This window comes from Streptantibioticus cattleyicolor NRRL 8057 = DSM 46488 (genome assembly GCF_000240165.1).
GTDB lineage: Bacteria > Actinomycetota > Actinomycetes > Streptomycetales > Streptomycetaceae > Streptantibioticus > Streptantibioticus cattleyicolor.
Window position 1 is genome coordinate 567,476 of record NC_017586.1, and the last position, 23,758, is coordinate 591,233.

The following is a 23,758-nucleotide window of genomic DNA, read 5'->3' on the forward strand; positions in this document are numbered from 1 at the left end:
GTCACACAAGCCGCCTCACCGGCGCCGCGTCCGCGTCCCCGGTGGCGGCGAACGCCAGGGCCGCGGAGACGAAACGCGTCACGGTCTCGTCGGTCATCCACGCCATGTGCGGGGTGACCAGCACCCGGGGGTCGGTGCGCAACGGGTCGTCCGGCGGCAGCGGCTCGACGTCCGCCACGTCCAGGGCGGCGCCGCCGAGCAGACCGGCCGCCAGCCGACGGCGCAGCTCGGCCATGTCCACCAGGCCCGCCCGGGCGGTGTTCACCAGCAGCGCCTCACGGCCCAGCAGCGCCAGCCGTCCGGCGTCCAGCACCCCACGGGTGGCCGGTGCCTCCCGCAGATGAAGGCTGACCGCGTCCGCCGAGGCCAGCAGTTCCTCCAGCGGCAGGCGGCGCGCCTCGGCGTCGCGCGCCGTCTCCTTCCCCAGCGACGGCGACCACGCCGTCACCCGCATCCCGATGCCCCGTGCCAGCCGGGCGGTACGGGCGCCGATCCGTCCCCACCCCACGATCCCCAGCGTCTTCCCCGCCAACTCCCGCCCGGCGAACGGCATGTCGGAGGCGGCGCCCATGGCGCTGGGCACCCGGTGCGCCAGCATCAGCAGCAGGGTGAGGGTGAACTCGGCCACCGAGTCCGCCGCGAGCCCCGGGGTGTCGTACACCTCGATCCCCGCCCCTGCCAGCGCCGGGAGGTCGAGGCCGGCGCCGGGGCCCGCCACGACCACCCGTCCGGGGCGTTCGGCCAGCAGCGGTGCGGTGGGCAGCGGTGGCGCGTGGAAGAAGTGGAGCACCGTGCCGGCGCCGCGGATCCGTTCTCCGAGGATTTCCGGCGTCGGGCACGGGTCGGTGAAAAGCTCCGCCTCGGCACCACCGGGGCAACTCCGGACGAGTTCGGATAACCGGGGGTAGCCCCGGCACTCCGGCATGACGACGCGTTCTCCCACGGCATTTTCCTTGTCGGTGCGTACCCGTTCGGTTTCGTCCCCGGTGCCGTTTCCGCCGCGATGTGCGGCTGTTTTCCCGGCGGTATGGAACGGTCGGTCAGCGCACCGCGAGCCGGACCCGGCAGGTCCACCACCAGGTGGTTCGTTCGGTCATGCGGCGCGCGGTGACCTCGCGCAGCCGGGTCAGACCGAGTTCGTCCTCACCGACGCCTTCCTTGAGGAGTGCGACGACGCCGCCCTGGCTGGTGGCGAAGTCGACGAAACGCTCCGCGGAGCCGGTTTCCTTCATGTGCAGGCACACTTCGTTCACGTGCCGGAACAGGCCGCTGCGGCGCAGCCTTTCGAGGTGTTCGTGCTTGGGTGAGAAGGTGGGGCGCAGGCCGCGTTCGGCCTCCATCGCGGTGTGGGTCGCCTCGAAGTCCCGGTAGGCGGCGTCCACTTCGGGGTCGACGGCCGGCGGCCAGTCGTAGTCGAAGGCCGCGAGGACCGCGCCGGGGCGCATGATGCGGGCCAGCTCCGGGAAGGCGCGGTCGGCGTCGAACCAGTGCAGCGCGTGGCTGACCGTCACGATGTCGGCGCACGCGTCGGGGAGCCCGGTCTCCTCGGCGGAGCCGGCCACGACCCGCACGCCACGCCTGGCGGCCACCGCCCGCATCTCGGCGGACGGCTCCACACCGGTCACCTCGGGCCAGATGGTGCACGACAGACCGGTGCCGCAGCCGACGTCCACCACGGAGGGTTCCGCGACCCCGGCCCACTGCCGGAGAAAATCCGCGAGTTCCTGCGGCGGACGCGGACGAACACTGTCGTACCGTTCCGCGAAAGCACTGAACCGATCTGCTGCGTCAGGTAATACGTGCGTCATGTCAAAAATACTAGCACCGGATTGTCGAGCCCTTCCAGAGTGGCGAAGAACACAGCAAAGCAAAATGGTCGAAAATACGGGAAAATCCGACTCGGAGTAAATCGTGAAAACCGACTGTCGAGCGGTTGACCAGGAAAAATGGTACGAGAAATTAACGGGTCGCCGCGACCGGCGCGGCGAGCAGAACCGTACCGGGCACCCGGATTCCGAGTACGCCGAATTACGGAAACAAGATCGAGCCGATTTTGTTTCCGTTTTCCGGCCGGGTACGGCACGCGGAGTACCGCAGATGGCGTACGGCACCTGCTGCGGGATATTCACGGAATAGCCGGGACGGCTTCCGGGGAAGGACGGCGGACGGACGCCGCCGGCCCAGCGGTCAGCAGGGGGTCATGGCGCTCCCCGTCCGGCGGATGGTGCGCCGCGACGACCGTCCGGCCGTGGCCCGGGACGCCTCCTGCGGGTCCTGCGGAGCCTGCGGGTCCTGCGGGGCCGCGCCGCGCGCGAGACGCAGCAGGGCGTCGTGGTCCGGGGTGCCGGGAGCGGCCTGGTAGACCACGAACCGCTGGCCGTCACTGCGGGCCACGTCGAACGCCTCGTACGTCAGCGTCATGTCGCCGACCACCGGGTGGTCGTACACCTTGTGCCCGTTGGTACGCGCCCGTACGTCGTAGCGGCGCCACAGGTCGGCGAAGTCGGCGCTCGCCTTGGTGAGTTCGTCCACCAGTTCCTGGAGGTCGGGGGCGCCGGGGTAGAGCACCGTCGCCTGGCGCAGGTGGGCCACCATGCCCCGGGCGACGTCCTCCCAGTTGGCGTACAAGCGCCGGGCGGCCGGGTGCAGGAAGGCGTAGCGCGCGGTGTTGCGCCGCCGCTCCGGCCACTCCTCCACGCCCGGGAAGAGCGCCATCGCCGGCTCGTTGGCGGCGAGCAGATCGCTGGACCGGCTCAGCACGCAGGCCGGGTAGGGCAGGACGATGTCGAGCATGCGGCGCAGTTCCTCCCGCACCGTGGTGGACGCCCGGCGCTGCGGTGTCCGGCCGGCCGTCTCCGGCGGGCGGGGGCGGGAGAGTTCGGACAGGTGCCGGTGCTCGTCCTCGCTGAGCCTGAGCACCCGGGCGATCGCCGCCAGCACCGCCGGGCTCGGCCGCTGCTGCTTCCCCTGCTCCAGACGCCGGTAGTACTCGATGCTGACCCCGGCGAGGATGGCGACCTCTTCGCGGCGCAGCCCGACGGTGCGCCGGTTCCCCGCGGACGACGGCAGGCCGACCTCCTCCGGCGTGATCCGGCCGCGCCGGCTTCGCAGGAACTCCCCCAGTTCGCTTCTGCTGCCCACCCGTGCAGTATGCATCGAGCCGGGCCATGACTGGAGGGCCCTGTCAGGGCCCCCCTGACGGGGGTCTCCCCGAACCGGGTGCGGGGCCGCAGGCTGAGGGCACCGCAGAGCCCTGCGGCGACCGCCCGGCCGCGCGGGCCCGCGCGGCCGGCCACCACCGGCCCGCGCGCCGCGCGGCGGACTACCAGGGGAGCGACCGGAAGTGACGCACGCACGGGGGCGCGGACGCCCGCAGCGCGACGGCGGGACGGCGGATGCGGCGGATGCCGCCGCCGCGCATGGCGGGGACGGGGCCGGCGGTTCGGCGCCCGTCGACGGACAGGGGTCGGCGCCCGCGCGTGGCGTGGGGTCGGCGTCGGTACGGGGTGGTTCGGGGCCCGGTGTCGCCAATTCCGCACTTGTGGGCGACGGTTCGGCGTCGGCACGGGGCGGGTCCGTCGGCACCAACTCCGCGCCCGCAGGCGGCAATTCGGCGACCGTCGGCGACGAGGGGCCGATGGAGCCCGGCGAGCGGCGACGGCGGCGCATGGTGCTCGCCGTCTGCTGCACCAGTGTGTTCATTGGGAACCTCAACAACACCGTGCTGAACGTGGCGCTGCCGGCGATGCAACGCGACCTGCACAGCTCGCTGTCGGGGCTCCAGTGGACCACCGACGCCTACCTCATCGTGCTGGCCGCGTTGCTGATGCTCGCGGGGTCGGCCGGCGACCGGCTCGGCCGCCGCCGGGTCTTCCAGACCGGCCTCGTCGTCTTCACCCTCGGCTCGCTGCTGTGCGGGCTCGCCCCGGGCCTCGGCTGGCTGACCGGCTTCCGTGTCCTCCAGGCGATCGGCGCCTCGATGCTCAACCCGGTGGCGATGTCCATCATCACCAACGTCTTCACCGGGCGGAGCGAGCGCGCCCGGGCCATCGGTGTGTGGGGCGCGGTGATGGGTGTCGCCATGGCGGCCGGGCCGCTGGTGGGCGGCGTGCTGGTGCAGGCGGCGGGCTGGCGCTCGATCTTCTGGCTCAACCTGCCCATCGGGCTGGCGGCCGTGGTGTGCGCCGCCCGTTTCGTCCCCGAGTCACGCGCCGCCGTCCCGCGCCGGATGGACCCGGTCGGACAACTCCTGGTCGTGGTCCTGATGGCCTCGTTGACCTACGCCATCATCGAGGCTCCGGCCACCGGATGGGGCGCCCCGGCCACCCTCGGCTGCGCGGTGGCGGCCGGGGCGGCGCTCATCGGCCTGATCGGCTACGAGCGGCGGCGCTCCGAGCCCCTGGTCGACCTGCGGGTCTTCCGCAGCGCCGCGTTCAGCGGGGCCAGCGCCATGGCCGTCTGCTCGTTCTTCGTCCTGGGCGGCTTCCTCTTCCTCAACACGCTCTACCTGCAGAACGTGCGGGGGCTCAGCGCGCTGGCCGCGGGGGCGTACCTGCTGCCGATGGCCGGGATGAACATCCTCACCTCACCCGTCTCCGGCCGGCTCACCGCGACCTGCGGCCCACGGCTTCCGCTGCTGCTCGCCGGTGCCGCCACCACCGGCGGCGGCCTGCTGCTCGCCGCCGCCGACGCCGAGACCAGCAACGCCCTGCTCTTCCCCGCCTACTGCCTGATCGGCATCGGCGTCGGCCTGGCCAACACCCCGGTGACCAACGCCGCGATGACCGGCATGCCCACGGAACAGGCCGGGGTGGCCGCCGCGGTGGTCTCCACCTGCCGGCAGTTCGGCCAGGCACTCGGCGTGGCTGTCCTCGGTGCCGTGCTCGCCGCCGGCCTGCACGACGGCGGCTACGCCCGCTACGTTCCGGCCGCCCGCCCCGCGTACTGGATCGTCACCGCGTGCGGCGCCGCCATCCTCGTCCTCACCCTGCTCACCACCGCCCGCCGCGCCCCGGCACCGGCGACCGGCCCGGACCGTCCCGCACCGCGCCCCGCGGCCTACGCGGGCGGCACCGAGCCGACGCGGTAACGGCCCCGCTCCGAAGACCCCCGGATCACGGTCCGGGGGCTCCGGGCGCTCCGCCTGCCGGGGCTCAACGCCTCGCGTGACTGATCCTCAGCCGCCCCATCCCCGTGTTCCCGGAGATCCGGATCGTGGGCCCGCCGTCACGGGGGCGTCGCGCGGCCCGGTAGTGCGGGGGCTTCCACGCGGTGCTCAGTCCCTCCATGTCGACCACCGCGTCCCGGGGCACCGTGATCCTGGCCCTGCCGGTGCCCAGTCGCAGCTCGATGTCGACCACCGGATACTCGATCAGCGCCCTGGACAGGTCGAGGCGCACCCTTCCGAACGCCGACTCGACCTTGAGGAACCTCGGCACCCGCCATCCACCGCGCCGCCGGATCACCCCGCCCACGGCGCCGATCGCCGACGTGACCCCGCTCTCCTCCGGAAGCGCGACCAGCGCCGACACCAACTCATCGCGCGTCCTCGCCGCGAGCACCTGATCCAGCCGCTCGTCCATCTCCTCGTGGGAGATGTGCCCCCGCGCGTACGCCTCCCGCAGGCGCTCCACGCCCAAGTCGCGGTCGGCCTCGCTGATCGACGACAGCGGCTCTTCCGGTAAACCGTTCACCTCACCACCCTAGCGGGAGGCGAAACCGAGGCATCGCGCTCGGCGGTGCCACGGAAGGCACCGAAGCGCGAGAGGCGCGGAAGCGGCGGCCCCAGGGACCCACGGGTTCCGGTGCGGTCGACATACCGGAGACTTGATTGTTAACCATGCAATGGTTAGCGTGTTAACTATGAGCGAGCCGAAACGGGAGAGCACGTTGGAGCTGATGCGGTGGGTCGTGTGGGGGCAGCGACGCATCGCCGATGACTGGATACGGGACCGCGGCCTCACCCACGAGCAGAGCGCCGTGCTGGCGTATCTGTCGAAGAACCCGGATGCCATCCAGCGGGACGTCGCGCGGGCCACGCGCAGCAGCGCACCGGGCGTCTCGCGGCTCCTGGCCGGGCTGGAACGGCGCGGACTCGTGGAACGCCGGACGCAGGAGGACGACACACGCAGCCGTCGGGTGCGCATCACCCCGGCGGGCTCGGAGCTGATCCAGGGTTTCGAAGAGGCCATGGACCGTGTCGAGGAGTCGATCCTCGCACCGCTGGGCGCAGCGGGGCGGGCGCGGCTCCACGACCTCCTGGAGCAGCTCGCATCCAGGGTGGAGCCGCCCAGCTTCCCCTGACCCTGACCATGACCCGGCCCCCGCCCTGCTGCGCGCGGGGCCGAGAACCCCCTCCGGACAGGACCGCCGGTTTCATCCACCACCAGTAAGGAACGCGTGCATGACGCAGATAACGATCATCGGTGCCGGTCTTGCGGGGCTGACACTGGCACGGACCCTGGCGGTTCACGGAATCCGGTCCACCGTGTACGAAGCGGAGACGTCCGCACAGGCCCGCGGCCAGGGCGGCATCCTCGACATCCACGACTACAACGGACAGCACGGTATCCGTGCCGCCGGCCTGATGGACGGCTTCCGCTCCCTCGTCCTCGAAGGCCGCCAGGCATCCCGCGACGTGGCACCCGACGGCACGATCCTGGCGGACCAGCCCGACGACCCCACCGCAGGCCGCCCCGAAGTGCAGCGCGGCGAGTTGCGACAGCTGCTGCTGGAATCCCTCCCTGCCGACACGGTCGTCTGGGGCCACAAAACTCACAGCGTTCGGACCCTCGCGGACGGCCGTCACCAGGTGACCTTCGCCAACGGATCGACGATCGCCACCGACATCCTCATCGGTGCCGACGGTGCCTGGTCGAAAGTCCGGCCGCTCCTCTCCGACGCCACGCCCGCCTACGCCGGACGCTCGATGGTCGAGACATACCTGCACGAGAGCGACACCCGGCACCCTGCCACCCTGGCGCTGGTCGGCAGCGGATCGATGACCGCCTACGACGAAACCACCCGCATCGGTATCGGCGTGCAGCGCGAGCGAGCGGACACCCTGCATGCCTACGCCATGTTCGACCAGCCTCTCGACTGGTTCGACGGCATCGACTTCAACGACGGCCCCGCGGCTGCCCGCACGGTCGCGGCGATGTTCGACGGATGGGCGCCGGAACTCGTCGCACTGGTCGCGGACAGTGATGTCCCGCCGGTGTTCCGTCCCCTGTACGGGCTGCCGATCGGGCACCGTTGGGAGCACGTACCTGGCATCACGCTCATCGGAGACGCCGCCCACCTGGCACCCCCGGACGGCGAAGGAGCCAACTGGGCACTCTTCGACGCCGGCCAGCTCGGCAACGCCATCGCCGGACAGCCCGAGGACATCGACGCGGCCATCCGCTCCTACGAAACCGCGCTGTTCCCGCGGAACGTCGACACCGCCACCGCAGCGGCGGCTTACTACCCCGACTTCACACCGTACTGATCACAGCAACCACACGCGTTCGACCGCCCATCCACCCACGGTCGAGCCCGACCTCACGACGGCGTCGGTCACGGCCGGCCGCTGGGGTCTGTTGTGAAAGTGCTGGTCACAGCCAACTCCCGACTCGAACTGAGGTGAATCACCCCGCTGTCCGGCGGTGATCACCACCGATAGTGACTTCTGACCCTGCTCGACGGCGAGGTGGATCTTCCTGGTCAGGCCGCCCGGGAGCGTCCGAGCCCGTGGTCGGTCGGCTCGACGGTGATCCCGCCGGGCGGTTCCTTCCGGAGATCCCCTTTTCGCCGCCCCAGCCGCGTGCTGGCGGGCCCGGCAGACCGTGGAGTCGATGTTCACGTCCCAGGTGATCAGGCCCTTGGCATCCGCCTCGGCCTGCGGCCGAGTGACGATCCGGGCCCAGGTGCCATCGCGCTGCCGACGCCGGAACAGGTCGTGGACCCGGTCCCACGGCCCGTAGCGTTCCGGCACGTCACGCCAGGGAGCACCCGCCCTCAAGGATCAAGATCAACTATCGCGAACAGACCCTGGGCGGCCTACGCGGTTGTGGCGATGCCGCCGTCGACGGGGATCACGGCGCCTGTCAGGTATGCGCCTGCCCGGCTGGCGAGGAACACGGCGACACCCGCCATGTCGTCGTCGCGGCCGATCCGGCGTAGTGGGGCCGACGCCGCGATCGCCTCGCCGAACTCGTCGAGGGTTGCCGCCATCATCGTCGAGGGGAACGGTCCCGGCGCCACGGCGTTCACGGTGACGTGCTGCGGTCCTAGTTCCTTGGCGAGCACTCTGGTGAGTTGATGCAGTGCGGCCTTGCTGCTGGAGTACGAGTAGTTGGGCCGCTGGGGGATGTGGATGGCGGCGATGCTGCCGATGTTGATGATCCGCGCGGGATCGTCGGCGGTGCCCGCCCTGCGAAGTGCGGGCAGCAGCGCCTGGACCAGCCAGAACGGCGACTTCAGGTTGAGGTCGACGACCGTGTCCCAGGCCGCGTCCGGGAACGTCGCCAGCGGCTCGTCCCATATGGCGCCCGCGTTGTTGACGAGGATGTCGAGACGTTCCGAGTCGGCCGTGACGAGGTCGGACAGTCGCCGACACTCGTCGTGGCGGGACAGGTCGGCGGGGATGGCCCGCACCTCACCGAATTCGGACAGCCGTTCCTGCGCCTGAGCGCACGCTTCTGCGTTGCGTGAACTGATGACCACGCGGGCGCCCGCCTGGAGAAGGCCACGCGCGATCATCATTCCGATGCCTCTGGTGCCACCGGTGACGAGCGCGCGCTTTCCACACAGATCGAAAAGTTCCGCATGCGTTGTGAACTGGTTGTCTACCACTTGCCGCCATTCTCGTTGGTCGTGCGGGATGATGCGTCGACGCGTCGAGTGTTCGGTTCAGCTGTCTCGACGCTATGACCTTGGAGTGCACTCCAGGCAAGCGGATCCCGGTCCCGACGGACCGCGTCAAGATCCTCCGCCGTCGCCTCGTCGTCGGCCTGACCTCGCAGACTCACGGCCACCATCCCGCCGCAAGGTGACTGAGCGCTCTGTCGGCGGCACGCGAAGCGCTCAGTCACCCTGCCGTAATGGTCTGGGCTCAGGGGCTTACCAGGGCAAGGGCCCCTGCGCGTCGAAGTAGCCTCCAGTGGGGTCGTCGGGGCCCGCCTGCGCCATGCGGACGATGATCTCGGCGCCCTGTTCGACGGTCTGGATGCCGGTGTTCCCGTTGAGGTCCGTCTTGGTGTAACCGGGCTCCACCGCGTTGATGCGCATGTTCGGGAACGCCTTCGCGTACTGCACGGTGATCATGTTGAGTGCCGTCTTCGAGGCCGGGTACGCGACGCCCGGGTAGGCGTGGGTCGGGGTGCCGGGGGTGGTGACCCGGGTGAGGGAGGCCAGACCGCTGCTGAGGTTGACCACGACCGGGGAAGCGGAACGCTGCAGCAGCGGCAGGAAGGCGTGGGTGACCCTCACCGTGCCGAAGACGTTGGTCTCGAACACCTGCCGCATCATGTCCGCGGTGACGTCCGCGGCACCGATCACCCCGTTGTCCTCGTCTCTCCCTTCGACGCCGGCGTTGTTGACCAGCACGTCCAGTCCGCCCTCCGCCTCGATGGTCTTGGCCGCGGCCGCGACGGAGGCGTCGTCGGTGACATCGAGCTGTACGGTCCGCGCGCCCAGCAACTCGGCGGCCCGGCGGCCGCGCTCGGGGTCCCGGCTGCCGATGTAGACGGTGTGGCCTGCGGCGATGAGGCGGCGGGCAGTCTCGAAGCCGAGCCCCTTGTTCGCCCCGGTGATCAGTGTTCTCGTCATGTCTCCACCGTGCCTCCGGACCATTCGCCCAGCCAGGCGTCCGTCCTTCCTGGGACTGGCAGTACCAGGCGGGCCGGACGACGAGTGGTGCACACTGGCAGGCATGGCGACGACGGAATTCGGGCAGGCGGTGCGTCGCTGGCGCGACCGGATACCACCCGAGGCGGCCGGGCTGCCCGTCGGCGCGCCCCGGCGCGCGGCCGGGCTGCGCCGCGAGGAGTTGGCGATGCTCGCCGGGATCTCCGTCGACTACGTCACCCGGCTCGAACAGGGCCGCGCCACCCATCCCTCGCCCCAGATCGTCGAGGCACTGGCCAGGGCACTGCGGCTGTCGGGGGACGAGCGCGCCCACCTGTTCCGGCTGGCCGGGCACGCACCGCCGGGCCCGCAGACAGTGCCGGCACACATCACCCCGAGTGTTCAGCGGCTGCTCGACAGACTGACGGGGACGCCCGTGGCGGTCTATGACGCGTCCTGGACCCTCCTCATGGCCAACGCGCCGTACGCGGCCCTGATGGGGGATCCGTCCGGTTGGCGTGACAACGAGCGCAACGCCGTGTGGCGCCACTTCCTCGGCCCGGGCACCCGGGCCCGCCACACGCCTCAATCCCTGCGCGACTTCGAGGCAGCGCTCGTCGCCGACCTGCGCACCGCGGCCGGCCGTTACCCGGCCGACCGGCGGCTGCAGCGGCTGATCGCGGAACTGCGCGCGACCAGCGACCGATTCGCCGCACTGTGGGACGCCGGCGCCGTCGGCCACCACGAGGCCGCACGCAAGACCATCGACCACCCCCATGCAGGACCTTTGACACTCGACTGCGACGTACTCACCGTGGCGGGCAGCGACCTTCGGATCATGATCTACACGGCCGAACCCGGCACCGAGGACGCTGAAGGCCTCGCCCTGCTGACCGTGCTCGGCACCCAGACGCTTGCCGATACCGCCAACTGACACGCTCCACCACCCCGTCGGGGGCCGGGATGTCAGGCCCCGGCCCCCGATTCCGTCGCCGGACTTTTCGGCAGCGTCTCCGCGTGTGCTCGGCACGGGCCAATGCCCCGCACGCCCTTGTGCGAGCGGAAATGGCGACGTTCACCACCCGAAGGGCATGCGAAAGCGTGCCGGGGAGCACAACTGTGCTCCGCTGCGGCAGGTGTGCGCCTGGAAAATACCTGGGCCTTGCCGGACGATTGGTACGAGCCTGCGGTCCATGGCGGATGGCCATGTGGATCCGGTGTCTCTCCTCGCGCAGCGCGTTCCGCCGTCCCCGTGCCGGACGTCGTCTTCTGCGCCCGCTGACACATCCACAGCCGCACCCCGTGCTTACGCCGTGCAAGGGCCGGCGGTAACCGGGAAGCTCGCCGAGACCGCCGACACCACCGGCACCCACCGGCGAAACCCCGTAGCGCGCCGCCCGACCGCACCGGTCACGGCACCCGGAAGGCCCACAACCATGCCCCCTGCACCGACCACGGCCACCCTTGGCACCGTGCTGCCCGACCTGGACACTACACGCCAGGACATCGAGGCGATCCTGGACGAGTTCCTGCGTACCAAGTCGGCGCAGGCCACCGCGCACAACATGCCGCCCACGGCCGCCTCCGTCCTGGCCGACTTCCTCCACGCCGGCGGCAAACGGCTCCGTCCCCTGCTGTGCGTGCTCGGTTGGCACGCCGCCGGCGGCCCGGCCCCCGCACCCGCCGAAGTGCTCCAAGTGTCCGCCGCGCTGGAGATGTTCCACGCCTTCGCCCTCATCCACGACGATGTCATGGACGACTCCGACACCCGCCGCGGCCACCCCACCGTCCACCGCGTGCTGGCCGTCACCCACGCCACCGGCCGCCGACCGCGCACCGCCGACCGCATCGGCACCGGCGCCGCCATCCTCATCGGCGACCTCGCCCTGTGCTGGACCGACGAACTCATCCACACCGCACACCTCACCGCACGACAGCTGCGCCGGGTGCTCACCCTCCTCGACGTCATGCGCACCGAGGTGATGTACGGCCAGTACCTCGACGTCACCGCCAGTGGAGCACCCAACCCGGGCCTGGAGAGCGCCCTGGCCATCGTCCGCTACAAGACCGCCAAATACACCGTCGAGCGCCCCTTGCACATCGGTGCCGCCCTCGCCGGGGCCCCGCAGCGGGTGCTCGACGCCCTGACCGCCTACGCCATGCCGCTCGGGGAGGCGTTCCAACTCCGCGACGACCTGCTCGGTGTATTCGGCGACCCCGAGGTCACCGGGAAGTCCCGCCTGGACGACCTGCGCGAGGGCAAGCACACCGCCCTGATCGCCCTCGCCCTGCGCGAGTCCCGGCCCGACCAGGTCACACTGCTCCGCGAACTGCTCGGCCGCCCGGACATCGGTGAGGACGAAGCCGCCCGGATCGGCCGTATCCTCACCGCCAGCGGCGCCCGCGCCCACGTCGAGGAACTGATCGCCGACCGGCGTGAGACCGTGCTGCGTTTCCTGGCCGACGACACCGCGCTCGCCCCCCAGGTTCTCCCCCACCTGCGCCGTCTGGCCGACACCATGACCCGGAGGACGTCATGACGGCATCCGCCCCGCGCGGCTGCGGCGCCGACGTCGTCCCCGCCGCCCGCGCCGTCCGCACCGTCGAGAAGGCACTCGAACAGTACGGACCGCCCGTCCAGGTCCGCCACGAGACCGTGCACACCACGCACGGCGTGGCGGCGCTGCGGCGACAAGGCGCGATCTTCGTCGACGAGACCGTCTCCCTCCCACTCCCCCAGCGGCTCCGCCGCCTGTCGTGCCCGGCGCCCGGGAACCCGACGGGCTCCACGGCGCCGGCACGCGGCCACACCGGACAGGACCCGAGCACATGACAACAGCAGACATGCCGCCCGTCTTCTGCCCGATCCCGTCCGCCATCCACCCCGAGCTCGCCCTCACCCTGCAGCGCGCACTCGCCTGGCTCGACCGGACGGGGGTCTGCGGCGACGACGTGGAGCGCGCGTGGGTCGCCGGATCGCACAGCGCCGAGTTCTACGCCCGTTTCGCCCCCGAGGCCGACACCGATCGGCTGTGGATCGCCGCCTGCTGGGTCTACTGGGGTTTCGCCTTCGACGACGCCTGTTGTGACGAAGGCCCCTGGCCGTCGACCCGGCCGCCTTCGCGCCGGTGGCCGCTCGCGTCCAACGCGCCCTGGAAACCCCGGGATTGTGCCCCTACGCCGACGACCCGTACGCGGTCTCCCTGCACGACATCAGCGAACGTTTCCGGTCCTGCGCCACCCCCGTCCGGGTACGCCGGTTCGCCCACGCCCACCACGCCTGGCTGAACGGTGTGACCTGGCAGATCGCCAACCGCGCCGGCGGCCGGATGCCCGGGCTGGACGACTACCTCACCATGCGCCTGCACTCGGCCGGCGGCGAACCCACCTACGCCATGCTGGAGATCGTCAACGCCGCCGAGGTCCCGGCCCACGAGATGGACTCCCCCGCCGTCACCGCCCTGACCGAGATGGCCATCTGCGTCGACGCCCTCGACAACGACCGCCACTCCCTCGCCAAGGGAGCCGCCCGCCGCCAGACCGACCAGAACGTCTTCACCGTCCTCACCCACCACCACCGCCTCACCGAACAGCAGGCACTCCACGAAGGCATCGCGCTCCGGGACCGCGTCCTGGTGCGCTTCCTCGACCTGCGCGAGAAGGTCATGCCCCGGGCCGGGCGGGAACTGCGCCGCTACCTGACCGACCTCGGCCACGGCATCCGCGGCAACACCGAATGGGCGCTGCGCGTCCCCCGTTACCTCAGCCCGCGCGACGCCACCACCGCGCCCGGTGACGTCACCGCCCCCGAGACCCCGCCGTTCACGGAGACACCGCTGGCCGAGGGGCCGCCGACGCACCACCTGCCGACCATCGGCTGGTGGTGGGACGACCTGGCGTAGCGGCGTTCATCCGGAGAGGCGGGCCACACCTCACCGCGCGGCGGCCTCCAGGAAGCGGCGGATCAGGGTGGGCCGGGTGTCGGGCAGGTGGACGAGGCTGACCGGGCTCGGTGGTGCGTTGGTGAGCGGCACGAAGCGCAGCGCGGGGTGCCGGGTGCGGCGCCGCGCGGCGTCGGGGACGATGCCGATGCCCCGGTCGGCGGCCACCGTCTCCAGCCACTCGTCGTAGTTGGTGGTCTCGATGATCCGGGCCGGGCGCTGGTCCACGGGCCACGACCAGGGGCCGGTGGTGCCGCTGACGACGTTGACGACGAGCGGCCAGTGCTGGACGTCCGTCCAGTCCAGATGGCCGAGGCGGACCAGGTCGCAGTGTTCGGAGCAGACCGCGACGCGCTGCTCGTCGCAGAGGCGTACGACCCGTGCCCCACGGGGTGCGTCGACGTCCCCCCGGACCAGCGCGATGTCGACGGTGCGCTGCCGCAGCGCGTGGAGCGGGTCGTCGGTGCGGGTCAGGGCGACGGAGGCCCCGGTGGTCTCCTCGAATCGGCTGACGGTCCGCTGGGCCCACGGGTCGGGCAGCAGCCAGCTGAAGCCGAGCCGCAGTGTGACGCGGTGGCTCACCACGGCGAGGGCTTCGTCCAGGGTGGCGAGCACCCGCTCGGCGTGGACGAGGAATTCCGCGCCGGTGTCGGTCGGCTCGACGTGGCGGGACGAGCGGTCGAGCAGGCGGACGTCGAGCCCGCCCTCCAGCTGCGCGATCGTACGGCTCAGCGCCGGCTGGCTGATCAACAGCTCCTCGGCGGCACGGGAGAACGAACGATGGCGGGCCACGGACACGAAGGCCCGCAGGTGACGCAGTTCGACGTCCATGCTCCTCTCTCTCCCTCGACCCCATCCATGCATGCCACGCATAGCGGCAGCGTAACCGGCATTTCACAGACATACACCCGCTCCCTAGCGTGAGAGGTGGCCACCCACGCGACCAGGAAGGCACCGACCGTGCAGTCATCAGCCCCGCCCCGCGCCCGGGCGGACTCCCCCTGGACGACCGTCGCCCAGGCGGGCGCGGCGCTCGCCGCGGGGATGGGGATCGGGCGGTTCGTCTACACCCCCATCCTCCCCCTCATGCACGCCCAGGCCGGACTCTCCGCCGGGCTCGGGGCGAGCCTGGCCACGGCGAACTTCATCGGCTACCTCGCGGGCGCCCTGGCCGGCATCGCCGTACCCGCCGTCGTACGGTCGGCCGTGGCGCTGCGCGGTTGCCTGGTCGTGCTGGTGGCGACGCTGGCGCTCATGCCGGTCACGCGGGACGGCAGCGCGTGGTTCGTCCTGCGTCTGGTGGCGGGTGCGGCCAGCGCGTTGGTCTTCGTGATCGCCGTCAGCGTGATGCTTTCGCGTCTGCGTGCCCACGCCCACCATCTGGTCGGCTGGGCCTTCGGCGGGGTCGGTGCCGGGATCGCGCTGTCCGGGCTGCTGGTCGTCGCCGTGCAGGCAGCGGCCACCTGGCAGGCGGCGTGGTGGACCTGTGCCGTGCTCGCCGCCGTGCTCACCGCGGTCGCCTGGCCGCTGGCCCCGCGCCCGGAAGGCACGGACGGGACGGGTTCGACGGCTCAGGCGCGGGCCGAACGGCCCCGTACCCACCGGTGGTTCGTCGCCCTGCTCGCCAGTTACACCTTCGAAGGCATCGGTTACATCATCGCCGGTACCTTCCTGGTCGCCGCGATCCAGCAGGGGGTGGGGGGCCGGCTCGGCTCCGCGTCGTGGATCGTGGTCGGCCTGGCCGCCCTTCCCTCCTGTGCGGTGTGGGCCCGACTGGCCCGCCGCTGGTCCAGGCCGGCGCTGCTGCTGGTCTCGCTGACCGTCCAGGCCGTCGGGATCGCGCTGTCTGCGGTGCTGGGTGGTGCGGCGCCCGCCCTGGCGTCCGCCGTGCTGTTCGGTGCCACGTTCATGGGTGTCAGCACGATCGCCCTGTCCATCGGCACCCATCTGCAAGTGCCCCGCGCGGTGGCCCTATTGACCGCCGGATACAGCGCCGGCCAGATCCTCGGCCCGCTGCTCGCCGCCCCGTTGCTGAGTCGCGGCTACCACCAGGCGCTCCTGCTCGGCAGCGCCATGGTCCTCGCCGCCGCGGTCGCGTCCGCCGCCGTCTGCGTCCGCTTCCCCCACCACCTCGCCCCCACGGCCTCGGCGGCCTGACGCCCGTATCCTCACCAAGGAGTCACCGATGAAGACACTGCTGTCCGGGCTCGGCGCCGACCTGCCGGTGATCGCCGCCCCGATGGCCGGCGGACCGAGCACCCCCGCGCTGGTCACCGCCGCCGCCCGCGCCGGGGGCCTGGGCTTCCTCGCCGGCGGATACCGGACGGCACAGGCGCTCGCCGGTCAGATCCACACCACGCGCGCGGAAGGCGTCCCGTTCGGCGTCAACCTCTTCGTCCCCAACCCGGTGCCCATCTCGGCCGACGCGTACCGGAGTTACGCGCGGGCGGTGCGGGCGGAGGCCGACCGCTACGGACTCACCCTGCCGGCCGGACCCGTCGAGGACGACGACCACTGGACGGACAAGATCGACCTGCTCACCTCCGCCCCGGTGCCCTGGGTGTCCTTCACCTTCGGCATCCCGGACCGCGCGGTCGTCAGCGCCCTGCGCACGGCCGGGATCACCGTTCTGCAGAGCGTCACCTCGGCCGACGAGGCGTGCCTGGCCGCCGCGTCCGGCGTCGACGCGTTGATCGTCCAGGCGCCGGAGGCCGGCGGGCACTCGGCCACGCTCACCCCGGCTCGGCCGCCCCGGCCTGTCCGGCTCACCGATCTGGTCACCGCGGTGCGCCGCGCGGTCGCCCTGCCGGTCATCGCCGCCGGTGGTATCACCACCGCCGCCGACGTGCGGGCCGCCCTGGCCGCGGGCGCGGAGGCCGTCATGGTCGGCACCGCCTTGTTGCGTACCCACGAGAGCGGGGCGTCCGCACCGCACAAGGCGGCCCTGGTCGACCCGGCCTTCACCACGACCACCGTCACCCGTGCCTTCACCGGACGCCCCGCCCGCGCCCTGCGCAACCACTTCACCGATCGCTACGACGCCGTCGCCCCGGCCGGGTACCCCGCCGTCCACCACCTCACCGGCCCGCTCCGCAAGGCGGCCACCGCGGCCGGCGACACGCGTCTGATCCACCTGTGGGCGGGCACCGGGTACCGCCACGCCAGGGCCGAACCCGCCGCCGACACCCTCGCCCGCCTCGCGGCCCGGCTGTGAGCCCGCCGGGCCTCGGGCACGCGCCCGGTCACCGGCGCAGGGTGCGGTCCAGGAGGGCGAGCAGGCGGTCCCAGTGGAGCTCCAGCCCGGAGGCGCTGAAGGCTTCGGTGTCGGCCATGGTGAAGCCGTGGGCGGTGCCTGGGTAGATCTCGCAGGTGTGGCCGGCACCGGCGGCGTCCAGGGCCCCGTACAGCTCGCTGATCACCTCGGGCGTCAAGTCGCCCTCGGCGAGGCCGAGATGGACTTCGGCGGCCAGCTCGGGTATGAGGCGGTGCGGGCTGTCAGGCGCGTCGGTGACCACGAAACCGGGGTGGAACCCGGCGACGGCGGCCACCCGAGCGGGGTGGGCCGCCGCCGCCCGCAGCGCCAGCAGGGTGCCGATGCAGTAACCGGTCACGGCGACCGGTCCGGCGCCGACCTCGGGCTGAGCGGTGAGGAACGCGAGGTAGGCGTCGGCGTCGCGCAGGCCGTGTTCGGCGCGGACGCTGTCCTTGAGCAAGGGCATCAGCTGGGCGACGACCGAGGGCCGGACGTCTTCTCCGATGTACTCGGGGAGTTCGACCACCGGCGCCGGACCGTGCCGGTAGTGGACGTTGGGGACGAGCACGTAGTACCCGTGCCCGGCCAGCTCCCGGGCCATCTCCTTCACCACGGGGCGCACACCGAAGGCATCCGTGTACATCAGCACCCCGGGGTGCCGTCCGCCCTGGTCGGGAAAGGCGGCGAAGGCGTCGGCCCGGCCGTCCGCCGTGGGGATCGACAACGTCTTGGTGGGCATGCGTTCTCCTGTCGTCGTTGATGTGTCGAACCTGTGATCAACACGGCGGAGGCGGAGCCCGCGCCCCAACGCGACGCCCTCGACCCGACAACGGGCCCGCACCGGCCCGTACGGCGCTCAGAAGAGCACCGGGTCACCGATCCGTGTATGGCGCGAAGCCGTCCCGGTAGTCATCCCGCACAACATAGACCACCGCGCGTAGCCGCCGCCAGGCGAACTCACGGGACGAACGTCACCGCCGGGAACGCCGGGGACGGCCCGTCCAGCAGGTGCTCGTGGTGGTGCCGATGGCGCAGGTGCGCGTCGAAGAACGCGAGCGGGTACGCCTGTTGGATCCGCACCGCCTGGCCGGGGTCGAGGGTGCCGATCCAGTTCTGGAGCTGCTGCGCGTTCCACCCCAGTACCTTCGCCACCTGGGGAAAGAGCGCCTCGTCGTCGCCGTACGACACGTGGGCGGCGCCCTCTGCCCGGATGTTCAGCCGCCAGCCCCGCAGGTGCGACCAGAACTGGGCGGCGGCGGGGTCCTGGTCCCGCGTGAACACCGCCGACATCATCATGAACGGCCGGTCCAGGTCACCGGCGAGCGGCGGGTTCATCATCATCGGGCCGTCGAGGCTCAGCCCGGCACGGATCCGCTCGTCCGCGAGCGTGGCGCAGGCGGTGGCCGTCCCGCCCTTCGACCAGCCGAACGCGCCCATACGGTGCGGGTCGAGGGAACCGAGCAGGCCGGCCGGCAACTCCCGCCCGTCGACGTCCGGATTGCGCCCGGCGGCGATCTGCTCGACGCAGTCGAGGACGAACCGCAGATCCGCGGCGAAGTCCCCCGGGTACGTCGGCGCCTTCGGATCCTCGCTCGGCACACCGACCCGGCCGTCCGGGTACTCGGTGTACGTGTCGTACTGGTGGGCCACCGTCACAACCGCGTACCCGTGACTGGCGAGTTCCTGGACCATGACCGTGTGGTCACCCTGATGGCTGTGGGCACCGTGCGCATACACCAGCACCGGCAGCCGCCGCCCCGTCCGCCGCACCGGAGCCCCCACGTGCCCGGACGTGTACGGCGCCATACCCGCCACCGCGCTGAACCCCGCATCGGCCAGGAACGCCTTCAGCGCGCCGTCCGGCATCCACGGCGCCACCGGATACCTCTCGACGTTCCGGGCCGGGTACCACACCGTGGCCATCAACTCCCGGAAATGCCCAGGCCCCGCGATCCCGTCCGGACGCGACCGGTCCACAAGATGCAACGGAACCGTCCCCACCGGGTACGGCCCGGTCGGCTCCGGCAGCGTGAGCCTCGTCCCCCCGCCCCCGGACTCCCCCACATCCGCCCAGGCGGAACCGGCACCGACAACCAACGGCGCGGCAACCCCGGCAGCCAGCGCGGCTCCCAACACGTGGCGGCGCGTCATACCCTGCGTCATGCCCTTCCGCCCGACAGACGGCGTGGTGGTCACGGTCCCTCCCCTTGTTTCGCCCTACCTGATGGATCGTCACTCATGCTGACACGGCCGGTCCGTGGGCACCGGGGAACGATGTCATCCGCGCGTACCGCATGGCGTCAACCCACGGATTGATCACGCCGGGCGGGCACTCGGTCCACGGGTCTAGCTCCGGAGGCCGACGCGGTCGGGAGCCCGGCTTCGCGGTGGTGTCGCGTCCGGTGCTCGTGCGCGCAGGCGTCGTCGCGCGAACTGCGGGTGATCGTGCCGGGCCCGGCGTGACTGCCATCCCTGCGGCGGACTTTCCGTCAGGGCTGCCTTTTGCTCCGCCACCGGCTGTGAGCCACGGTTGCGGCGCCGGGCGTTACCGGTTCCGCCGCCGCCAGAGGCCCGGTCCCTGGCAGATGCCGGCGCCGCGCAGGACGCGCCCTCGATCCGGGAAGGACGCCGAACACACCACGCGGACCCGCTCCTGGGGCGCGTGGCGGGCCACCGCCTCCATGACCGCCTCCAACGCCACCGGCGGGGCGAGCCGGCCCCGGCCGCCGCCCACCACGTCGACGAGAAGCCCGGCCGGGCCGTCCGGCAACCGGGCCCAGTACGCGCTGATCCGCCGGGCTCCAGCGGCCCTGGCCTGATCCCGCGCCTCCGTCAGCAGCGGGCGCAGGTGGCGCGGGGCGGGCCGCAGCGCGAGGAAGGGCTCGTCACCGCGAGGAGGCTGCGGACCCCGGAACCCGTCGACCTGCTCCGGGGTGAGCAGCCGTCGACCCGCCGTGGCACCGTCGACGACCAGCCCGTAGCCCCCCGGCACCCCGGCCAGCAGCCCGGTCCGGTCATCGGCCCGCACAGCCACGGCCCCGCCGGGGGCACCGGCCGCGTCCGGGCTGACCATGGTCGAGGCGAGGGCGTACGGGGTGCCGTCGACCACGCTCGTACACGCCTCACCGCAGGCGTTGGTCCACAGCCAGCCACCGTCGACCGGAGCCGGCGGCCGTCCCGGCCAGACCAGGGACGGCACCTCGCTCATCCGGCCGCGGCAGGGCGGCGGCCAGCAACCCCTCGGGTTCGCGTGTTTTCGTCCTGATCCACACCCGCGCGCCCGCCGGGAAGGGAACGGCCGCGGCGAGCACGTCGTCCCGTTCCTCGGCCGCCACGTAAAGCGGCGACTTGTCACGGGGGTTGATGACCAGACCGCACACCGGCGGTGGCTGGGTCACCTGCTGTCCGCCAGACGGTGAGCGAGGGAGGACCCGGTGGGACGCTCGCTCACAGTTCGATCTCCCTGTCGACGGTGGGCCGGCCTTGCGGCAGCGGCGCCGTGATCCCGACGAAACGGCCATCTCCCATGCCCATCTTCGGCTCCTGCCCACCGGCGTGGTGTCCGATGGTGAAGAGCTTGACGTTCGGCGGGAAACGGAACGTGCTGCGCAGCAGCTCCACGTGGAACGGCCGTTCCAGCCGCAGATCCCAGAAGCCGAAGTGCCAGTCGGTGATGTACCAGTCCCTGACGATCCGGTTGCCCCAGGAGACCTCCGCGGCGACGACCGGGTCCAGATGGGCGTGCGGGCTCTCCTCCGTTCCGGATGCCGCGATCAGGAGGCGCGTGTCGGCCATGTGCTCTGCCCTTACCTGCTCGGGGTGGTGACGCGTGCGGTGCCGACGGCGCCGATCATGACTCCGTTGACGATCCGCGCTCCGCCCCTGGCGGTCGCATCGGTCTGCCCGTTGGTCAGGAGCGACGACCCCTTGGGCAGGTCGAGCCGAAGACACCCTCACCGTCCGGAAGCCGACACCACGCGCACCGCACAGCTGGCCTATTCCAGCATAGAAGGCGGCGTTGTCGAGGTGTACGACGACGGCTCCCTGCGCGCCATCATCGGCCAGCAGGACGACGGCACGACGGCGGTCAACATCGTCAACGGGCCGCCGCCGCCCCGGCCGACGGCGCCGTCCGTTACCCCGTCGCTCGGCGGCGTGCACGTCACGTGGGACGGCCGTTTCGCCGACGGCAGCCCCGTCCCCCTGGACTGAGCCCGCGTGGAGATCCAAGCCGCGCAGGCTGCGGACTTCGCGCCGGACGCGACAACGTTGCGTGCCACGATCGAGTCCCCACGTGGCGGCGCCTTCGCCATCGTCGCCGACCGGCCGCTCCACGTGCGGCTGGTGGCCCGCAGCACCTCCGGTGCCGCCTCCGAGCCGTCGGTGAGCGTCGGCCCGTTGGTGCGTGAACCCATGGTCGCCGAGGCTATCCGCGACGGCATCGTCACCGACCTCGCTCTCGCCGAAGCCGCGGTCACCCGGACCAAGCTGGCCATCGGCGCGGTCGACGCCGACCGGCTCGCCATCGGCACCGGCAACCTCATCCCGGACCCCAGCTTCGGAGGCCCATACGCCGAGCACCTGGTCGCCGATGCCCCGCCATGGCGGATCGACACACCAGGGCGCGCCTCGGAGCGATGCCTGACCGTCGAGGTGACGGCCGCCGAGCCCGCCACGCAGAACCAGCGGCTCACCGTGCTCCCCGTCCTGCCGGGCGATCACCTCTACCTGGCGGTCGACTACCGCACGAGTCCCGACTGGGACGGCTCGGCCGCCAGCGTCGTCCTGGAGTGGCTGGGCCCTGACGGCACCACGCTCGGGCGCGGCGCCCTTCACGGCCCGCCCGGGGCCCGTACGGAGTGGAGCAGGATCAGCGGGCAACTCCAGGCGCCGGACACCGCGGTGAAGGCGGCCGTGGCCCTGGAGTCCGCCTCGGCGACCAGAGGCAGTGTCTCCTTCGACAACGCCGAGGCGCGCACCGTCGTGATCGCCGGCAGCGTGCTGGCCAGGTCCATCGGCACGCTGGAGCTGGCTGCCGAGTCGATCACCGGTGAGAAGGCCGCCGCCCACACGATCACCGGCCGTGAGATCCAGTTCCAGACGCTCACCGGTGACCACCTGGACGTGGAGTCGGCGAGGGTCGCCCTGCTGGCCGCGGGCGTGGTCACCGCCGACATGCTCAGCGCCGATGCCCTCAACGGTAAGACGATCAGCGGTGGTGTCATCGAAACCGCGGGAACGGGCCAGCGCACCCGGCTGGTTCCCGCGCTGAGCTTCGACATCGCCAGCACCTACGGGAAGCTGATCCGGCCGCCGGGCATAGAATTCCGGTCGAGCAATCCCGATGAGAAAAGCCCGGGATACCTCGTCTCCTACTCGGACGCCGACCTGGGAGGCACGGTCACCGAGCTTTCCACCCCGGACATCGGAGCGGGAACGGCGAACATCCAGATGATCGCCGGGGAATCCACATACCGTGGCCCCAGCTTGACCGGAGCTGCCGGAACCGCAGTGACCTGACTCGACCCCAAAACGTGGGTCGTCCGGCTGACGGACGGCACGCAACTGGCGGTCGGATACCCCTTACCGGGAAACCCGGCCGAACCGTAGGGTGTCGTTTTGCAATCTGCGCGATGCCAAAAAGCGGCTCGATCTCGCAATCGCCGGTTCCGTGGTTTACGCCCCGGGCGGGGTCATGGAACGCTGACATTCACCCGCCTCCTTCGGCTCGAACTGGGCCGGCGGACCGGTGGGAGGCTCCTACCAGCCCGTCCGCTTCCGGCGCGACGCCCAGGACAACGTCCACATTCACGGGACGATGCACACCACCTCAACCGGCGCAGCCGCCACCGCCTGGACCCTTCCCGACGGCTACAAGCCCGCCGGCCCCCAACGCATCCCGGTCGTCATCGCCGTCTCCTCCACGATCACGGCGGGCATGGCCACCACCACCGTCAGCATCACCCCGACCCCGCCGGCTTCCGCCGATGTGCATTTCAACGTGTTTATGCAATAGGGAAGCACTGTGTGATCGAAGCAACGCGCAACCCGCCGAGCGGCAACCAGGTAGGACATAGGTCGATCGCTCCATGCCCCATGTCTGAGATGGCGATCCGGAACCTGCTTCAGGTTGCGCCCTACGGAAAGCGCCTCCCTGCAGGGCTGAGCGGCACCTTGGACAGGTTCCGTCACCTTGCCAGGAAGGCACTTCCTGCTGTTCCCGGAAATTACCGGTAACAGCAGGATCAATGTCCGCGTGAGATATCTTACCGCGGGCCGATCTGCTGGATTACTGGATTATCGACGAGTCCTGGAATGTCGCTGATCAGCTGGCGGTAGACCGCGCGGACAAACTGGGACAGACTCTCAAGGAGCTCGTCACGTGACACGGTCGACTGTTCCGATTTGCGGGAAGACTCAATAGTGACCGTCTCTCCGGATGAGTGAAATAGGATCACTTCCTCGCTTTCCGTGAAGCCGATCGCGGCGTCCTCTCTGCGGGAAATGCGACTAGCGGCATCGTGCAGCGATAGTGCAAGGTCGGCGAGCATCACGAATTTGCGGGTAGAGATGATCTCGACGCCATTCGCGATGAACTTGACAGCGCCTCCGAAAAGCTTGTACCGGAGGTCGATCTCTGGGATCTCTGCAGGGTTTACCTGGAGGGCCCTTTGCCAGGTCTTCCTTCGAGGTGAAGCTGGGTCTGGGGCCGAGAAGGAAAGTTCGATCATCTTCT

Annotated in this window: 25 protein-coding genes; 12 read left to right on the forward strand and 13 right to left on the reverse strand. The window is 71.2% G+C overall.

Going from position 1 to position 23,758, the window contains the following annotated elements; genetic code table 11:
* Position 1: 1 nt before the first annotated feature.
* The 3 genes from SCATT_RS02085 to SCATT_RS02095 all read right to left on the reverse strand — a co-directional run bounded on the left by SCATT_RS02085 (position 2) and on the right by SCATT_RS02095 (position 3,141).
* Complete coding sequence (locus SCATT_RS02085; RefSeq protein WP_014627325.1) at positions 2-943, reverse strand: NAD(P)-dependent oxidoreductase; 942 nt, start codon at positions 941-943, stop codon at positions 2-4.
* A 97-nt stretch (positions 944-1,040) separates the two neighbouring features.
* Positions 1,041-1,808 carry a class I SAM-dependent methyltransferase gene (locus tag SCATT_RS02090; protein WP_014627326.1) on the reverse strand — a complete coding sequence of 256 codons (768 nt, stop codon included), beginning with the start codon at positions 1,806-1,808 and terminating at the stop codon, positions 1,041-1,043.
* A gap of 379 nt (positions 1,809-2,187) precedes the next feature.
* Positions 2,188-3,141, reverse strand: coding sequence for a helix-turn-helix transcriptional regulator (locus tag SCATT_RS02095; RefSeq protein ID WP_014141226.1), 954 nt, complete (start codon positions 3,139-3,141; stop codon positions 2,188-2,190).
* 496 nt (positions 3,142-3,637) lie between these two features.
* On the opposite strand from SCATT_RS02095, the gene SCATT_RS02100 reads away from it, so the two are divergent.
* Complete coding sequence (locus SCATT_RS02100) at positions 3,638-5,089, forward strand: MFS transporter (protein ID WP_014141227.1); 1,452 nt, start codon at positions 3,638-3,640, stop codon at positions 5,087-5,089.
* Positions 5,090-5,153: 64 nt separating this feature from the next.
* Here the strand turns inward: SCATT_RS02100 and SCATT_RS02105 are convergent, their stop codons facing one another.
* A complete protein-coding gene (locus tag SCATT_RS02105; RefSeq protein ID WP_014141228.1) occupies positions 5,154-5,693 on the reverse strand; it encodes a DUF1707 SHOCT-like domain-containing protein in 540 nt (179 codons plus the stop codon).
* Between the two features lie 169 nt (positions 5,694-5,862).
* On the opposite strand from SCATT_RS02105, the gene SCATT_RS02110 reads away from it, so the two are divergent.
* On the forward strand, positions 5,863-6,303 hold the full coding sequence (locus SCATT_RS02110; RefSeq protein WP_014141229.1) for a MarR family winged helix-turn-helix transcriptional regulator: 441 nt from the start codon (positions 5,863-5,865) through the stop codon (positions 6,301-6,303).
* Positions 6,304-6,403: 100 nt separating this feature from the next.
* Positions 6,404-7,489, forward strand: a complete 1,086-nt coding sequence (locus SCATT_RS02115; protein ID WP_014141230.1) for an FAD-dependent oxidoreductase — start codon at positions 6,404-6,406, stop codon at positions 7,487-7,489.
* On the opposite strand, the gene SCATT_RS35900 is transcribed toward SCATT_RS02115, so the two are convergent.
* From SCATT_RS35900 to SCATT_RS02125, 3 genes are all read right to left on the reverse strand, one after another.
* The gene (locus SCATT_RS35900; RefSeq protein WP_014141231.1) at positions 7,490-8,002 is read right to left on the reverse strand and encodes a transposase; all 513 of its coding nucleotides are present in this window, start codon (positions 8,000-8,002) and stop codon (positions 7,490-7,492) included.
* Between the two features lie 38 nt (positions 8,003-8,040).
* Positions 8,041-8,835, reverse strand: coding sequence for an SDR family oxidoreductase (locus SCATT_RS02120; RefSeq protein ID WP_014627329.1), 795 nt, complete (start codon positions 8,833-8,835; stop codon positions 8,041-8,043).
* Positions 8,836-9,102: 267 nt separating this feature from the next.
* On the reverse strand, positions 9,103-9,810 hold the full coding sequence (locus SCATT_RS02125; RefSeq protein WP_014141234.1) for an SDR family NAD(P)-dependent oxidoreductase: 708 nt from the start codon (positions 9,808-9,810) through the stop codon (positions 9,103-9,105).
* 103 nt (positions 9,811-9,913) lie between these two features.
* Between SCATT_RS02125 and SCATT_RS02130 the strand changes: the two genes are divergently transcribed.
* From SCATT_RS02130 to SCATT_RS02145, 4 genes are all read left to right on the forward strand, one after another.
* A complete protein-coding gene (locus tag SCATT_RS02130; protein ID WP_014141235.1) occupies positions 9,914-10,762 on the forward strand; it encodes a helix-turn-helix transcriptional regulator in 849 nt (282 codons plus the stop codon).
* A gap of 502 nt (positions 10,763-11,264) precedes the next feature.
* Complete coding sequence (locus tag SCATT_RS02135) at positions 11,265-12,368, forward strand: polyprenyl synthetase family protein (protein WP_014141236.1); 1,104 nt, start codon at positions 11,265-11,267, stop codon at positions 12,366-12,368.
* Positions 12,365-12,661, forward strand: a complete 297-nt coding sequence (locus SCATT_RS40545) for a 4-hydroxy-3-methylbut-2-enyl diphosphate reductase (RefSeq protein ID WP_014141237.1) — start codon at positions 12,365-12,367, stop codon at positions 12,659-12,661. The genes SCATT_RS02135 and SCATT_RS40545 overlap by 4 nt, the downstream gene beginning before the upstream one ends.
* Positions 12,662-12,956: 295 nt before the next feature.
* Positions 12,957-13,730, forward strand: coding sequence for a terpene synthase family protein (locus SCATT_RS02145; RefSeq protein ID WP_157894799.1), 774 nt, complete (start codon positions 12,957-12,959; stop codon positions 13,728-13,730).
* A 30-nt stretch (positions 13,731-13,760) separates the two neighbouring features.
* Here SCATT_RS02145 and SCATT_RS02150 read toward each other — a convergent pair whose 3' ends face one another.
* A complete protein-coding gene (locus SCATT_RS02150) occupies positions 13,761-14,600 on the reverse strand; it encodes a LysR family transcriptional regulator (protein ID WP_014141240.1) in 840 nt (279 codons plus the stop codon).
* Positions 14,601-14,729: 129 nt separating this feature from the next.
* On the opposite strand from SCATT_RS02150, the gene SCATT_RS02155 reads away from it, so the two are divergent.
* On the forward strand, positions 14,730-15,926 hold the full coding sequence (locus tag SCATT_RS02155) for a YbfB/YjiJ family MFS transporter (RefSeq protein ID WP_014141241.1): 1,197 nt from the start codon (positions 14,730-14,732) through the stop codon (positions 15,924-15,926).
* A gap of 28 nt (positions 15,927-15,954) precedes the next feature.
* Positions 15,955-16,983, forward strand: coding sequence for a nitronate monooxygenase (locus SCATT_RS02160; RefSeq protein WP_014141242.1), 1,029 nt, complete (start codon positions 15,955-15,957; stop codon positions 16,981-16,983).
* Between the two features lie 28 nt (positions 16,984-17,011).
* Here SCATT_RS02160 and SCATT_RS02165 read toward each other — a convergent pair whose 3' ends face one another.
* The 4 genes from SCATT_RS02165 to SCATT_RS02180 form a co-directional block, all read right to left on the reverse strand.
* Positions 17,012-17,761, reverse strand: a complete 750-nt coding sequence (locus SCATT_RS02165) for a dienelactone hydrolase family protein (protein ID WP_014141243.1) — start codon at positions 17,759-17,761, stop codon at positions 17,012-17,014.
* Between the two features lie 218 nt (positions 17,762-17,979).
* Complete coding sequence (locus tag SCATT_RS02170; RefSeq protein WP_202446590.1) at positions 17,980-19,185, reverse strand: alpha/beta hydrolase; 1,206 nt, start codon at positions 19,183-19,185, stop codon at positions 17,980-17,982.
* Positions 19,186-19,567: 382 nt separating this feature from the next.
* Positions 19,568-20,230 (reverse strand): hypothetical protein, encoded by a 663-nt coding sequence (locus tag SCATT_RS02175; RefSeq protein WP_231905022.1) that lies wholly within the window; start codon positions 20,228-20,230, stop codon positions 19,568-19,570.
* Between the two features lie 239 nt (positions 20,231-20,469).
* Entirely contained in the window at positions 20,470-20,817 is a 348-nt protein-coding gene (locus SCATT_RS02180; protein ID WP_014141248.1) for a hypothetical protein, read from the reverse strand.
* Positions 20,818-21,048: 231 nt separating this feature from the next.
* Here SCATT_RS02180 and SCATT_RS38425 point away from each other — a divergent pair, with 231 nt between their 5' ends.
* The 3 genes from SCATT_RS38425 to SCATT_RS02195 all read left to right on the forward strand — a co-directional run bounded on the left by SCATT_RS38425 (position 21,049) and on the right by SCATT_RS02195 (position 23,038).
* Complete coding sequence (locus SCATT_RS38425; protein ID WP_014141249.1) at positions 21,049-21,234, forward strand: hypothetical protein; 186 nt, start codon at positions 21,049-21,051, stop codon at positions 21,232-21,234.
* Positions 21,235-21,240: 6 nt separating this feature from the next.
* Positions 21,241-22,542: a hypothetical protein gene (locus tag SCATT_RS02190; RefSeq protein WP_014141250.1), complete on the forward strand. Its 1,302-nt coding sequence runs from the start codon at positions 21,241-21,243 to the stop codon at positions 22,540-22,542.
* A 298-nt stretch (positions 22,543-22,840) separates the two neighbouring features.
* Complete coding sequence (locus SCATT_RS02195) at positions 22,841-23,038, forward strand: hypothetical protein (protein WP_231905023.1); 198 nt, start codon at positions 22,841-22,843, stop codon at positions 23,036-23,038.
* 250 nt (positions 23,039-23,288) lie between these two features.
* Here SCATT_RS02195 and SCATT_RS02200 read toward each other — a convergent pair whose 3' ends face one another.
* Positions 23,289-23,753: a hypothetical protein gene (locus tag SCATT_RS02200; protein ID WP_014141253.1), complete on the reverse strand. Its 465-nt coding sequence runs from the start codon at positions 23,751-23,753 to the stop codon at positions 23,289-23,291.
* Positions 23,754-23,758 lie beyond the last annotated feature (5 nt).

What these genes read in the sequence shown, in the direction of transcription:
- SCATT_RS02170 (WP_202446590.1), bottom strand. Translation starts at nt 19,185, where the DNA reads ATGACGCAGGGTATGACGCGCCGCCACGTGTTGGGAGCCGCGCTGGCT.
- SCATT_RS02135 (WP_014141236.1), top strand. Translation starts at nt 11,265, where the DNA reads ATGCCCCCTGCACCGACCACGGCCACCCTTGGCACCGTGCTGCCCGAC.
- SCATT_RS02110 (WP_014141229.1), top strand. Translation starts at nt 5,863, where the DNA reads ATGAGCGAGCCGAAACGGGAGAGCACGTTGGAGCTGATGCGGTGGGTC.
- SCATT_RS02125 (WP_014141234.1), bottom strand. Translation starts at nt 9,810, where the DNA reads ATGACGAGAACACTGATCACCGGGGCGAACAAGGGGCTCGGCTTCGAG.
- SCATT_RS02130 (WP_014141235.1), top strand. Translation starts at nt 9,914, where the DNA reads ATGGCGACGACGGAATTCGGGCAGGCGGTGCGTCGCTGGCGCGACCGG.
- SCATT_RS02180 (WP_014141248.1), bottom strand. Translation starts at nt 20,817, where the DNA reads ATGGCCGACACGCGCCTCCTGATCGCGGCATCCGGAACGGAGGAGAGC.
- SCATT_RS40545 (WP_014141237.1), top strand. Translation starts at nt 12,365, where the DNA reads ATGACGGCATCCGCCCCGCGCGGCTGCGGCGCCGACGTCGTCCCCGCC.
- SCATT_RS02090 (WP_014627326.1), bottom strand. Translation starts at nt 1,808, where the DNA reads ATGACGCACGTATTACCTGACGCAGCAGATCGGTTCAGTGCTTTCGCG.
- SCATT_RS02200 (WP_014141253.1), bottom strand. Translation starts at nt 23,753, where the DNA reads ATGATCGAACTTTCCTTCTCGGCCCCAGACCCAGCTTCACCTCGAAGG.
- SCATT_RS02165 (WP_014141243.1), bottom strand. Translation starts at nt 17,761, where the DNA reads ATGCCCACCAAGACGTTGTCGATCCCCACGGCGGACGGCCGGGCCGAC.
- SCATT_RS02100 (WP_014141227.1), top strand. Translation starts at nt 3,638, where the DNA reads ATGGAGCCCGGCGAGCGGCGACGGCGGCGCATGGTGCTCGCCGTCTGC.
- SCATT_RS02195 (WP_231905023.1), top strand. Translation starts at nt 22,841, where the DNA reads ATGCACACCACCTCAACCGGCGCAGCCGCCACCGCCTGGACCCTTCCC.
- SCATT_RS02160 (WP_014141242.1), top strand. Translation starts at nt 15,955, where the DNA reads ATGAAGACACTGCTGTCCGGGCTCGGCGCCGACCTGCCGGTGATCGCC.
- SCATT_RS02175 (WP_231905022.1), bottom strand. Translation starts at nt 20,230, where the DNA reads ATGAGCGAGGTGCCGTCCCTGGTCTGGCCGGGACGGCCGCCGGCTCCG.
- SCATT_RS02115 (WP_014141230.1), top strand. Translation starts at nt 6,404, where the DNA reads ATGACGCAGATAACGATCATCGGTGCCGGTCTTGCGGGGCTGACACTG.
- SCATT_RS02150 (WP_014141240.1), bottom strand. Translation starts at nt 14,600, where the DNA reads ATGGACGTCGAACTGCGTCACCTGCGGGCCTTCGTGTCCGTGGCCCGC.